We start from the raw sequence: 12,131 nt of genomic DNA on the forward strand, positions 1-12,131 counted from the left end.
GGTGTCCCCCTCAGGGCTGCTAGTCGCGGGCCGCGGTCAGGTGTTCCGCGTGTTCCTGGAGCGAACGGACGCCCACGTCACCGTGGTTGAGGGCGTCGATGCCCTGGACGGCCGCGGCGAGCGCCTGGACCGTCGTCAGGCACGGCACCGACCGCGCCACGGCCGCCGTACGGATCTCGTAGCCGTCGAGGCGGCCGCCCGTGCCGTACGGGGTGTTGACGATGAGGTCGACCTCGCCGTCGTGGATGAGCTGGACGATGGTCTTCTCGCCGTTCGGACCGGTGCCCTCGGACTGCTTGCGCACGATCGTGGCGTTGATGCCGTTGCGCTTGAGGACCTCGGCGGTGCCGGAGGTGGCGAGCAGCTCGAAGCCGTGGGCGACCAGCTCGCGCGCCGGGAAGATCATCGACCGCTTGTCGCGGTTGGCGACCGAGATGAACGCGCGGCCCTTGGTGGGCAGCGGGCCGTAGGCACCCGCCTGCGACTTGGCGTACGCCGTGCCGAAGACGGCGTCGATGCCCATGACCTCGCCGGTGGAGCGCATCTCCGGGCCGAGGACCGTGTCGACGCCGCGGCCGTGGACGTCGCGGAAGCGCGACCACGGCATGACGGCCTCCTTGACGGAGATCGGCGCGTCGAACGGCAGCTCGCCGCCGTCGCTGTTGGCCGGAAGCAGACCCTCGGCGCGCAGCTCGGCGATGGTCGCGCCGAGCGAGATGCGGGCGGCGGCCTTGGCCAGCGGTACCGCGGTCGCCTTCGAGGTGAAGGGGACGGTGCGGGACGCGCGCGGGTTGGCCTCCAGGACGTAGAGGATGTCGCCGGCCATCGCGAACTGGATGTTGATCAGGCCGCGGACCCCGACGCCCTTCGCGATGGCCTCCGTGGAGGCCCGCAGGCGCTTGATGTCGAAGCCGCCCAGCGTGATCGGGGGCAGCGCGCACGCCGAGTCGCCGGAGTGGATGCCGGCCTCCTCGATGTGCTCCATGACGCCGCCGAGGTAGAGCTCGGTGCCGTCGTAGAGCGCGTCGACGTCGATCTCGATGGCGTCGTCGAGGAAGCGGTCGACGAGGACCGGCCGCGAGGGGCTGATCTCGGTCGACTCGGCGATGTAGGAGGCGAGGCGGGTCTCGTCGTAGACGATCTCCATGCCGCGGCCGCCGAGGACGTACGACGGCCGGACGAGGACCGGGTAGCCGATCTCGTCGGCGATGGCCTTGGCCTCGGCGAAGGTGGTGGCCGTGCCGTGCTTGGGGGCCGGGAGGCCCGCCTCGGCGAGCACGCGCCCGAAGGCGCCCCGGTCCTCGGCCGCGTGGATGGCCTCCGGCGAGGTGCCGACGATCGGCACGCCGTTGTCCTTGAGCGCCTGCGCCAGGCCCAGCGGGGTCTGGCCGCCCAGCTGGACGACGACACCGGCGATGGGGCCCGCGAGGGACTCCGCGTGGACGATCTCCAGCACGTCTTCCAGCGTCAGCGGCTCGAAGTACAGGCGGTCGGAGGTGTCGTAGTCCGTGGAGACGGTCTCGGGGTTGCAGTTGACCATCACGGTCTCGTACCCGGCGTCGCTGAGCGCGAAGGAGGCGTGGACGCAGGAGTAGTCGAACTCGATGCCCTGGCCGATGCGGTTGGGGCCGGAGCCCAGGATGATGACCGCCGGCTTCTCGCGCGGCGCGACCTCGGTCTCCTCGTCGTAGGACGAGTAGAAGTACGGCGTCTTGGCCGCGAACTCGGCGGCGCAGGTGTCGACCGTCTTGTAGACCGGGCGGATGCCGAGCGCGTGCCGGACCTCGCGGACGACGTCCTCGCGCAGGCCGCGGATCTCGCCGATCTGCTGGTCGGAGAAGCCGTGCCGCTTGGCCTCGGCCAGCAGCTCGGGGGTGAGCTCCGGGGCCTCGGCGAGCTCGTCGGCGATCTCCTTGATGAGGAAGAGCTGGTCGACGAACCAGGGGTCGATCTTCGTGTACTCGAAGACCTCCTCCGGCGTGGCGCCCGCGCGGATGGCCTGCATGACGGTGTTGATGCGGCCGTCGGTGGGCCGGACGGACTCCGCGAGCAGGGCCGCCTTGTCGCCCGGGTCGCCGACGAAGGTGAACTGGCTGCCCTTCTTCTCCAGCGAGCGCAGCGCCTTCTGGAAGGCCTCGGTGAAGTTGCGGCCGATGGCCATGGCCTCGCCGACCGACTTCATGGTCGTGGTCAGCGTGGAGTCGGCCTGCGGGAACTTCTCGAAGGCGAAGCGCGGGGCCTTCACGACCACGTAGTCGAGCGTCGGCTCGAAGGAGGCCGGGGTCTCCTGCGTGATGTCGTTGGGGATCTCGTCCAGCGTGTAGCCGACGGCCAGCTTGGCGGCGATCTTGGCGATCGGGAAGCCGGTCGCCTTGGAGGCGAGCGCCGAGGACCGCGACACGCGCGGGTTCATCTCGATGACGATCACGCGACCGTCCTCGGGGTTGATCGCGAACTGGATGTTGCAGCCACCGGTGTCGACGCCGACCTCACGGATGATCGCGATACCGATGTCGCGCAGCCGCTGGTACTCGCGGTCGGTGAGCGTCATGGCCGGGGCGACGGTGATCGAGTCGCCGGTGTGCACGCCCATGGGGTCGAAGTTCTCGATGGAGCAGACGACCACGACGTTGTCGTTCGTGTCGCGCATCAGCTCCAGCTCGTACTCCTTCCAGCCGAGGATCGACTCCTCCAGGAGCACCTCGGTGGTCGGCGAGAGCGTGAGGCCCTGACCGGCGATGCGGCGCAGCTCCTCCTCGTCGTGGGCGAAGCCGGAGCCGGCGCCGCCCATGGTGAAGGACGGGCGGACCACGACCGGGTAGCCGCCGAGGGTCTCGACGCCGCCGAGGACGTCGTCCATGGAGTGGCAGATGACCGAGCGGGCGGACTCGCCGTGCCCGATCTTCTTGCGGACCTCCTCGACGACCTCCTTGAACAGGTCGCGGTCCTCGCCCTTGTTGATGGCCTCGACGTTGGCGCCGATCAGCTCGACGCCGTACTTCTCCAGCGTGCCCGCCTCGTGCAGCGAGATGGCCGTGTTGAGGGCCGTCTGGCCGCCCAGGGTGGGCAGCAGGGCGTCGGGGCGCTCCTTGGCGATGATCTTCTCGACGAACTCCGGGGTGATCGGCTCGACGTACGTGGCGTCGGCGATCTCCGGGTCGGTCATGATCGTCGCCGGGTTGGAGTTGACGAGGATGACGCGGAGGCCCTCGGCGCGCAGGATGCGGCATGCCTGGGTGCCGGAGTAGTCGAACTCGGCGGCCTGGCCGATGACGATCGGGCCGGAGCCGATGACCAGGACGGACTGGATATCGGTGCGCTTAGGCACGCTGGCCCTCCATCAGGGAAACGAAGCGGTCGAACAGGTAGGCGGCGTCGTGCGGGCCCGCTGCCGCTTCGGGGTGGTACTGGACGCTGAAGGCCGGCTGGTCGAGCAGCTGGAGGCCCTCCACCACGTTGTCGTTGAGGCAGACGTGGGAGACCTCGGCGCGGCCGTAGGGGGTGTCGGACACCTTGTCGAGCGGGGCGTCGACGGCGAAGCCGTGGTTGTGCGCGGTGACCTCGACCTTGCCGGTCGTACGGTCCTGCACCGGCTGGTTGATGCCGCGGTGGCCGTACTTCAGCTTGTAGGTGCCGAAGCCGAGCGAGCGGCCGAGGATCTGGTTGCCGAAGCAGATGCCGAACAGCGGCGTCCTGCGCTCCAGCACGCCCTGCATCACGGAGACGGCGTGGTCGGCGGTGGCCGGGTCGCCGGGGCCGTTGGAGAAGAAGACACCGTCGGGGTTGACGGCGTAGACGTCCTCGACGGTCGCCGTGGCCGGCAGCACGTGCACCTCGATGCCGCGCTCGGCCATCCGGTGCGGGGTCATGCCCTTGATGCCGAGGTCGACGGCGGCGACGGTGAACTTCTTCTCGCCGATCGCCGGGACGACGTACGCCTCCTTGGTGGCGACCTCCGCGGAGAGGTCGGCGCCCTTCATCTCGGGGGCCTGGCGCACCTCGGTGAGCATGGTGCCCTCGTCGGGCAGCGCGTTGCCGGAGAAGATGCCGACGCGCATCGCGCCGCGCTCCCGCAGATGGCGCGTCAACGCGCGCGTGTCGATGCCGGAGATGCCGACGACACCCTGGTTGCGCAGCTCCTCGTCGAGGGAGCGGCGTGAGCGCCAGTTGGACGGCACGCGCGCGGGGTCGCGCACGACGTATCCGGCGACCCAGATCTGCTTGCTCTCCGGGTCCTCGTCGTTGACACCGGTGTTGCCGACGTGCGGGGCGGTCATCACGACGACCTGGCGGTGGTACGACGGGTCGGTGAGGGTCTCCTGGTAACCGGTCATGCCGGTGGAGAACACCGCCTCGCCGAAGGTCACCCCCACGGCCCCGTAGGCGCGGCCGCGGAAGATCCGGCCGTCCTCCAGGACGAGTACCGCGGGAACCTTCGAGGCTCCCCTTGTGGAGGTCGTCATCGTGCGCCTTCCGTTTCCGTCGTGTTCGTCTTGTTGATCATGGAGTTAATGGCGTCGACCCACTCGTTGTGCTCGGCCGCGTGGTCGGAGCGGAAGCCGGAGTCGATCAGTCTGTCCCCGTGTTCCCAGGTCACGAGCAGCAGGCCGCCCTCGGTGAGGACCTTGCCGGCGATGCCCTTGCCGAGCACGGCCTCCCGCAGCGCGCCGGCCGGGATGAAGAAGTCGGTCGCGCCGGGGCGTACGACGTCCAGTCCCGCGTCCGTCAGCGTGAGCTCGACCCGGCTGCGGGTGCCGAGGCCGTGCGCCACGATGCGGTCGAGCCACTGCCCGGCGGTGGTGGAGCCGTGGTAGCGGCCGCTCATCGTCAGTTTCGCCGCACCGAGGCCGTCCGGCGCGTCGGGCAGCTCGGGCAGGTCGCTCTGGAGCGTGCCGCGCCACTTCCAGCCCTCGCGCATCAGCCAGTAGATGAGGGCGACGAACAGCGCCAGCCCGACGAGCCAGCCGATGCGCGCGGCCCAGTCGGTGACCTCGGCCGATTCCTTGTCGGCCGCCAGGCCGCCTGCCAGCTGGATTACAGGTGTCACGTGAGCTTCCCGTCGACGAGCGTGGCCTTGCCCCGGAGCCACGTGTGCGTCACACGGCCCGGCAGCTCACGCCCCTCGTACGGGGTGTTCCGGCTGCGCGAGGCGAAGCCCGCGGGGTCCACGTCCCCACGGTATTCCGTGTCGACGAGCGTGAGGTTGGCGGGCTCACCAGCCGAGACGGGACGCCCGTGGCCCTTCGCCCGCCCGATCTCGGCGGGCTTGACGGACATGCGCTCGGCGACCCCGGCCCAGGTGAGGAGCCCGGTGTCCACCATGGTCTCCTGCACCACTGACAACGCGGTCTCCAGGCCCACCATCCCCATGGCGGCCGCGGCCCACTCGCAGTCCTTGTCCTCGTGCGGGTGCGGGGCGTGGTCGGTGGCGACGATGTCGATCGTGCCGTCGGCGAGCGCCTCGCGCAGGGCCAGCACGTCGCGCTCGGTGCGCAGCGGCGGGTTGACCTTGTAGACCGGGTTGTAGGTCCGCACCAGCTCGTCCGTCAGGAGCAGGTGGTGCGGGGTGACCTCGGCGGTGACGTCGATGCCGCGGGACTTGGCCCAGCGGACGATCTCGACGGACCCGGCGGTCGACAGGTGGCAGATGTGGACGCGGGAGCCGACGTGCTCGGCGAGCAGGACGTCCCGGGCGATGATCGATTCCTCGGCCACCGCGGGCCAGCCCCCGAGCCCCAGCTCGGCCGAGACGATCCCCTCGTTCATCTGGGCGCCCTCGGTCAGCCGCGGCTCCTGCGCGTGCTGGGCGACGACCCCGCCGAAGGCCTTCACGTACTCCAGCGCCCGGCGCATGATCACCGCGTCGTCGACGCACTTGCCGTCGTCGGAGAAGACGGTGACCCCGGCGGCCGACTCGTGCATGGCACCGAGCTCGGCGAGCTTCTTGCCCTCCAGGCCGACCGTGACGGCGCCGATGGGCTGCACGTCGCAGTACCCGTGCTCCTGGCCGAGCCGGTAGACCTGCTCGACCACACCGGCCGTGTCGGCGACCGGGAAGGTGTTGGCCATGGCGAACACGGCGGTGTAGCCACCGGAGGCGGCGGCGCGCGTGCCGGTCAGGACGGTCTCGGAGTCCTCACGGCCGGGCTCGCGCAGATGGGTGTGCAGGTCGACGAGCCCCGGCAGCAGTACCTTGCCGGCGGCCTCGACGACCTCGGCGCCCTCGTCGGAGAGCCCCGTACCGACGGCCTCGATGACCGCGCCGTCGATCAGCACGTCCTGCGGCTCGCCGCCGAGCACCTTCGCACCACGGATCAGGATCTTGCTCATGTCTCTTACTTCTCCTCGATACGGGTGTGGCTGACGGCGGGCTCGTTTCCACCCAGCAGCAGGTACAGAACGGCCATCCGGATGGAGACTCCGTTTGCGACCTGCTCCACGACGGTGCAGCGGTCGGAGTCGGCGACCTCGGCGGTGATCTCCATGCCGCGGACCATGGGGCCGGGGTGCATCACGATGGCGTGCTCGGGCATCCGCGCCATGCGGTCGCCGTCGAGGCCGTAGCGCCGCGAGTACTCGCGCTCGGTCGGGAAGAACGCGGCGTTCATGCGCTCGCGCTGCACGCGCAGCATCATCACCGCGTCGGACTTGGCGAGCGTGCTGTCGAGGTCGTACGACACCTCGCACGGCCAGGTCTCGACGCCGACCGGCACCAGGGTCGGCGGGGCGACGAGGGTGACTTCGGCGCCGAGGGTGTGCAGCAGGTCGACGTTGGAGCGGGCGACGCGGCTGTGCAGGACGTCGCCGACGATCGTGATGCGCTTGCCGGACAGGTCCTGGCCGAGTCCGGCGTCCCGTCCGATGAGCCGGCGGCGCATCGTGAAGGCGTCCAACAGGGCCTGCGTGGGGTGCTGGTGGGTGCCGTCACCGGCGTTGATGACGGCGGCGTCGATCCACCCGGAGGTGGCGAGGCGGTACGGCGCTCCGGAGGCGCCGTGCCGGATGACCACGGCGTCGACGCCCATGGCCTCCAGGGTCTGGGCGGTGTCCTTCAGGGACTCGCCCTTGGACACCGAGGACCCCTTGGCGGTGAAGTTGATGACGTCGGCGGAGAGGCGCTTCTCCGCGGCCTCGAAGGAGATCCGGGTGCGCGTGGAGTCCTCGAAGAAGAGGTTGACGATCGTGCGGCCGCGCAGGGTCGGCAGCTTCTTGATCGGCCGGTCGGCGACCCGGGCCATCTCCTCGGCGGTGTCGAGGATCAGGACGGCGTCGTCGCGGGTGAGGTCGGCGGCCGAGATGAGATGACGCTGCATCTGTCAGGCTCCGTAAGGAAGTTCAGGTCGGGAGATTCCGGGGCAAGGCAGGGCACGCCGAGGACGGACGTGCCGGGCGGCTTGCTACTGGGTCTGCTTCGCACCGAGCAGCACGGTGTCGCGACCGTCCTCCTCGGCGAGCTGGACCTTGACCGTCTCCCGCAACGACGTGGGGAGGTTCTTGCCGACGTAGTCGGCGCGGATGGGCAGTTCGCGGTGGCCGCGGTCGACCAGGACCGCGAGCTGCACCGCGCGCGGACGCCCGATGTCGTTCAGGGCGTCGAGGGCGGCACGGATGGTGCGGCCGGAGAAGAGCACGTCGTCGACGAGGACGACGAGGCGGCCGTCGATGCCGTCACCGGGGATCTCGGTGCGGGCCAGCGCACGCGGCGGATGCATGCGCAGGTCGTCGCGGTACATCGTGATGTCGAGCGAACCGACCGGAATCTTGCGGTCGGTGATCTCCTCCAGCTTGGCGGCGAGCCGCTGGGCGAGGAAGACGCCTCGGGTCGGGATGCCGAGGAGCACCACGTCGTCGGCGCCCTTGGCGCGTTCGACGATCTCGTGGGCGATACGGGTCAGCACGCGGGCGATGTCGGGGCCTTCGAGAACGGGCCGGGCATCGGACTGCGTGTCCTGCTGGTCGTGCTTGTCCATACGAAACGGACCTCCTTCTCCGCCTCACGGGACGGACCTTAAAGGACGTCGGATTTGCGCCATCCACGGTAGCAGGCCCTCAGGACACCCCTGATCACCCCCATGGCCTAATCGGCCACCGCTACCACGGAAGAGTCGGTGCGGCTCATTCGGCTTGACGCAGAAGAGTAACGCTGCGTAACCTCACAGTGAGTTACCAGCCGCGCGGTACGGCGCCCCTGCCGGCCGCGTCGACACAGTGCCGGGGAGCTATATGTCCAGCGAATACGCCAAACAGCTCGGGGCGAAGCTCCGGGCCATCCGCACCCAGCAGGGCCTTTCCCTCCACGGTGTCGAGGAGAAGTCCCAGGGACGCTGGAAGGCGGTCGTGGTCGGTTCGTACGAGCGCGGCGACCGTGCCGTGACCGTACAGCGCCTCGCCGAGTTGGCGGATTTCTACGGTGTGCCCGTTCAGGAACTGCTGCCGGGTACGACCCCGGGCGGCGCCGCCGAGCCGCCGCCGAAGCTGGTTCTCGACCTGGAGCGGCTGGCCCACGTGCCGGCCGAGAAGGCGGGCCCCCTCCAGCGCTACGCCGCGACGATCCAGTCGCAGCGCGGTGACTACAACGGCAAGGTGCTCTCGATCCGCCAGGACGACCTGCGCACACTCGCCGTCATCTACGACCAGTCGCCCTCGGTCCTCACCGAGCAGCTGATCAGCTGGGGCGTGCTGGACGCCGACGCGCGTCGCGCGGTGTCCCACGAGGAGAGCTGAGCCGCTTCCCGTCTCAGCAGAAACGTGCCGCCGGGGTGGCCGGAACTTGATGGTTCCGGCCACCCCGGCGGCTTTCTGCGCTGCTCCGGTGCCCGCCGGGCACGGATACGCCAGGGGGCCCGCAGCAAGCACGCTGCGGGCCCCCTGGCGATGCCGTACCTCTGCTTACGCCTCTTCGCGGCGCAGCGTGGGCTTCAGGTCCTTGAGACGGCCGAGCAGGCCGTTCACGAAGGCCGGTGACTCGTCCGTGGAGAACTCCTTGGCGATCTCGACCATCTCGTCGAGCACGACCGCGTCCGGGGTCCCGTCGACCCAGATCAGCTCGTAGGCGCCGAGCCGCAGGATGTTGCGGTCGACGACGGGCATCCGGTCGAGCGTCCAGCCGACGGAGTACTGCGCGATCAGCTCGTCGATGCGCTTCGCGTGCTGCGCGTAGCCCTCGACCAGCTGCATGGTGTACTCGCTCACCGGCGGCTGCCGGGTGTCGGTCCGGGAGAGCCGGATCCAGTCCGCGAGGACCGTCAGGACGTCGGCACCGCGCTGGTCGCCCTCGAAGAGGATCTGGAAGGCGCGCTTGCGGGCCGTGTTACGGGCAGCCACGGTTAGCTGTTCACCCGGCCGAGGTAGTCGCTGGTGCGGGTGTCGACCTTGATCTTCTCACCGGTGGTGATGAAGAGCGGGACCTGGATCTGGTGACCGGTCTCCAGGGTGGCGGGCTTGGTGCCACCGGTGGAACGGTCGCCCTGGACGCCCGGCTCGGTCTCCTGGATGACGAGCTCGACGGCGGCCGGCAGCTCGACGAAGAGCACCTCGCCCTCGTGCTGCGCGACGGTGGCGGTGAAGCCCTCGATCAGGAAGTTGGCGGCGTCACCGACGGCCTTGCGGTCGACCATGAGCTGGTCGTAGGTCTCCATGTCCATGAAGACGAAGTACTCGCCGTCCATGTACGAGAACTGCATGTCGCGCTTGTCGATCGTGGCCGTCTCGACCTTGACGCCGGCGTTGAACGTCTTGTCGACGACCTTGCCGGAGAGCACGTTCTTCAGCTTGGTGCGCACGAAGGCCGGGCCCTTGCCGGGCTTGACGTGCTGGAACTCGACGACGGACCACAGCTGGCCGCCATCGAGCTTGAGCACGAGGCCGTTCTTGAGGTCGTTCGTGGAAGCCACGGTTGCGGAATCTCCTGGACTGACGTGGACGACCCCGGCGCACGCGCGTAGCGGGACGCTACAGCGCGAGCAGCTCCTTGGTCGTGATGGTGAGTAGCTCGGGTCCGCCGTCCGCCTCGGGGCGTACGACGAGCGTGTCATCGATCCGGACACCGCCCCGGCCCGGGAGGTGGACCCCCGGTTCGACGGTGACCGGCACGCAAGCGTCCAGTTTACCCATGGCCGCGGGGGCCAGCTGCGGGTCCTCGTCGATTTCGAGTCCGACCCCGTGTCCGGTCAGGGCCGGCAGGCTCTCGCCGTACCCCGCGCAGTCCAGTACCTGGCGTGCGGCGCGGTCCACGTCACGGTAGGCGGCGCCGGGTGCGAGGCTCTCCCGTCCGGCGCGCTGAGCGGCGAAGACCAGGTCGTACAGCTCGATCTGCCAGTCCGCGGGGGACGTCCCGATCACGAACGTACGACCAATCTCACAGCGGTAGCCGCGGTACGTCGCCCCCAGGCAGACGGAGAGGAAATCGCCCTCCTCCACGCGCCGGTCGGTGGGGTGGTGGGCGCGACGGCCGGAGTGGGGGCCGGTGGCGACGGAGGTCGGGAAGGCGGGGCCGTCGGCGCCGTGGTCGACGAGGCGGCGCTCCAGTTCGAGGGCGAGGTGCCGTTCGGTACGGCCGACGAGGATGGATTCGAGGAGCTCCCCCAGCGCCTGGTCGGCGATCTCGGCGCCGATGCGGAGGCAGGAGATCTCCTCCTCGTCCTTGACGACGCGCAGCTGCTCCACGGCCGCGCCGAGGTCGGCGAGGTGGAGGCGGGGGGCGACGGAGCGGATGGCTCTGTGGCGGGCGACCGTGAGGTGGTGTTCCTCCACGCCGAGCGCGTCGATGCCCTGCATCGAGGCGAGGTCGACGGCCGCGACGGCGGGGTCGCCGCCCGATCCGGGCAGGGTCTGTAGCCGGAGGGTCTCGTCGGGGCGCCCCTCTCCGGCACGGTCGTCCGGCGGATCGAGGCACACCAGCACGTCTTCCGTCCTGCCGAGCAGCAGGACGGAGCCCTTGGGTGCGGCGCCCGCCAGGTAGCGCACATTGGCGGGGCGCGAGATCAGTGCGGATTCGCTGCCGACCGCGTGGCAGCGTTCCCTGAGCTTTGTGCGGCGGGCCGCGTACACCTCTGACATGACACGAGCGTAGGAGCGGTGTCTGTTTTGTGCCGGTTGGGAGGGCGTTCGGGGGACGGGGGGCAGCCCTTACCAGCTCGGTGGGCTGGCAATGGAGCGAGCCAGTACGTCGTCCAGCACCTGCGCCGTCTGTGGGACATCCAGCTGCGAGTTGTCGATGATCGGCAATCCCGAGCCGTACCACCCCGCCATCCGCCCGTGGATCCGCGCCACCTCCTCGTCCGTGAGCCGGCGATTGCCCGACCGCTCGGCGTTGCGCTCCAGGACGATCTCCAGGCCCGGCAGCAGGACCACGGGCAGCAGCCCCGGTCCCACATGCCGCTTCCAGCCGCCCAGGCCCACCACCGGGCGGTCCGGGAAGACGGCGTCGTCGAGGATGCAGGAGATGCCGTTGGCCAGGAAGTTGCGGGCGGCGAAGCCGCAGGTGCGGCGGGCCAGGCGGTACTGGGCCTCGGAGTGGTCGTTCCACCCGGACTGGGGGTCGGCGAAGCCGGAGCGGACCCATTCGCGGACGTCGTCGAGGCTGATGTGGGCGGTGGGCACCCGGCGGTGGTCGGCCCAGTACTTGGCGACGCTGGTCTTGCCCGCGCCGGCCGGGCCGATGAGCAGGACCGCGAGCGTCGTGCTCGTCGGGTCGGGGATGACCGCGGCCGGTGGGGTGCTGGGCATGCCGACGGGGCCGCCGGGCGGCAGGGGGACATGGCCGGTGGTGTCCGGTGCCGGGGGCGCCGATGGGTGCGGCGGGACCGGCGGTGCCGAGGTGTGCTGAGGTGACGGCGGGACGAAACCCGGGGCCGGCGGCGGTGGCGGCACCGGGGCGGAGCCCTGGTGCGCGCCCGGGTGCTGGGGACCCGGGTGGTGTGCGGCCGGCGACCAGCCGACGGCCGGTCCGTGCCCCGGCTGGTGGGGCGGCGGCAGCGGAGAACCCACTGCGTGCTGCATCCGGTGCCACTCCGTCTCGTACAAGGCAATGGGCGCTGGCGAAGCGGGTGCGGACCCGCTCCCTACCGAACGGTACCGTCCCCGGCCGCCGTTTGGTGAACGGCCGGGGACGGCCCTAAGTGCCCGTGTCC

The 12,131-nt window shown here is 70.2% G+C and carries 11 protein-coding genes; 1 reads left to right on the forward strand and 10 read right to left on the reverse strand.

The features are described from left to right. Positions 1-19: 19 nt before the first annotated feature. The 6 genes from carB to pyrR form a co-directional block, all read right to left on the reverse strand. On the reverse strand, positions 20-3,328 hold the full coding sequence (gene carB, locus EJC51_RS09970) for a carbamoyl-phosphate synthase large subunit (protein ID WP_126270745.1): 3,309 nt from the start codon (positions 3,326-3,328) through the stop codon (positions 20-22). Next, positions 3,321-4,463, reverse strand: a complete 1,143-nt coding sequence (gene carA / locus EJC51_RS09975; RefSeq protein ID WP_126270746.1) for a glutamine-hydrolyzing carbamoyl-phosphate synthase small subunit — start codon at positions 4,461-4,463, stop codon at positions 3,321-3,323. Before carA ends, carB begins: the two co-directional genes overlap by 8 nt. Beyond that, positions 4,460-5,047: a PH-like domain-containing protein gene (locus EJC51_RS09980; RefSeq protein WP_126270747.1), complete on the reverse strand. Its 588-nt coding sequence runs from the start codon at positions 5,045-5,047 to the stop codon at positions 4,460-4,462. The genes carA and EJC51_RS09980 overlap by 4 nt, the downstream gene beginning before the upstream one ends. Further along, a complete protein-coding gene (locus EJC51_RS09985) occupies positions 5,044-6,330 on the reverse strand; it encodes a dihydroorotase (protein WP_126270748.1) in 1,287 nt (428 codons plus the stop codon). The genes EJC51_RS09980 and EJC51_RS09985 overlap by 4 nt, the downstream gene beginning before the upstream one ends. Before the next feature lie 5 nt (positions 6,331-6,335). Beyond that, complete coding sequence (locus EJC51_RS09990) at positions 6,336-7,313, reverse strand: aspartate carbamoyltransferase catalytic subunit (protein WP_126270749.1); 978 nt, start codon at positions 7,311-7,313, stop codon at positions 6,336-6,338. A gap of 84 nt (positions 7,314-7,397) precedes the next feature. After that, positions 7,398-7,970, reverse strand: coding sequence for a bifunctional pyr operon transcriptional regulator/uracil phosphoribosyltransferase PyrR (gene pyrR, locus EJC51_RS09995; RefSeq protein WP_126270750.1), 573 nt, complete (start codon positions 7,968-7,970; stop codon positions 7,398-7,400). 253 nt (positions 7,971-8,223) lie between these two features. On the opposite strand from pyrR, the gene bldD reads away from it, so the two are divergent. Further along, the gene (gene bldD / locus EJC51_RS10000; RefSeq protein ID WP_003956405.1) at positions 8,224-8,724 is read left to right on the forward strand and encodes a transcriptional regulator BldD; all 501 of its coding nucleotides are present in this window, start codon (positions 8,224-8,226) and stop codon (positions 8,722-8,724) included. Positions 8,725-8,889: 165 nt separating this feature from the next. Here bldD and nusB read toward each other — a convergent pair whose 3' ends face one another. The 4 genes from nusB to EJC51_RS10020 form a co-directional block, all read right to left on the reverse strand. Beyond that, positions 8,890-9,324 carry a transcription antitermination factor NusB gene (nusB, locus tag EJC51_RS10005; RefSeq protein WP_097261491.1) on the reverse strand — a complete coding sequence of 145 codons (435 nt, stop codon included), beginning with the start codon at positions 9,322-9,324 and terminating at the stop codon, positions 8,890-8,892. Between the two features lie 2 nt (positions 9,325-9,326). Beyond that, positions 9,327-9,893 (reverse strand): elongation factor P, encoded by a 567-nt coding sequence (gene efp / locus EJC51_RS10010; RefSeq protein ID WP_059196374.1) that lies wholly within the window; start codon positions 9,891-9,893, stop codon positions 9,327-9,329. Positions 9,894-9,951: 58 nt separating this feature from the next. After that, complete coding sequence (locus EJC51_RS10015; RefSeq protein WP_126270751.1) at positions 9,952-11,058, reverse strand: aminopeptidase P family protein; 1,107 nt, start codon at positions 11,056-11,058, stop codon at positions 9,952-9,954. A 69-nt stretch (positions 11,059-11,127) separates the two neighbouring features. Next, entirely contained in the window at positions 11,128-12,000 is an 873-nt protein-coding gene (locus EJC51_RS10020) for a Pro-rich N-terminal domain-containing protein (RefSeq protein WP_126270752.1), read from the reverse strand. Between the last annotated feature and the right edge of the window lie 131 nt (positions 12,001-12,131).

The sequence above is a fragment of the Streptomyces aquilus genome, assembly GCF_003955715.1.
In the GTDB taxonomy this organism is placed as follows: domain Bacteria; phylum Actinomycetota; class Actinomycetes; order Streptomycetales; family Streptomycetaceae; genus Streptomyces; species Streptomyces aquilus.

Coding starts and splice junctions, on each gene's coding strand:
- EJC51_RS10015 (WP_126270751.1), bottom strand. CDS start 11,058: ATGTCAGAGGTGTACGCGGCCCGCCGCACAAAGCTCAGGGAACGCTGC.
- EJC51_RS09990 (WP_126270749.1), bottom strand. CDS start 7,313: ATGCAGCGTCATCTCATCTCGGCCGCCGACCTCACCCGCGACGACGCC.
- EJC51_RS10020 (WP_126270752.1), bottom strand. CDS start 12,000: ATGCAGCACGCAGTGGGTTCTCCGCTGCCGCCGCCCCACCAGCCGGGG.
- EJC51_RS09985 (WP_126270748.1), bottom strand. CDS start 6,330: ATGAGCAAGATCCTGATCCGTGGTGCGAAGGTGCTCGGCGGCGAGCCG.
- pyrR (WP_126270750.1), bottom strand. CDS start 7,970: ATGGACAAGCACGACCAGCAGGACACGCAGTCCGATGCCCGGCCCGTT.
- bldD (WP_003956405.1), top strand. CDS start 8,224: ATGTCCAGCGAATACGCCAAACAGCTCGGGGCGAAGCTCCGGGCCATC.
- carA (WP_126270746.1), bottom strand. CDS start 4,463: ATGACGACCTCCACAAGGGGAGCCTCGAAGGTTCCCGCGGTACTCGTC.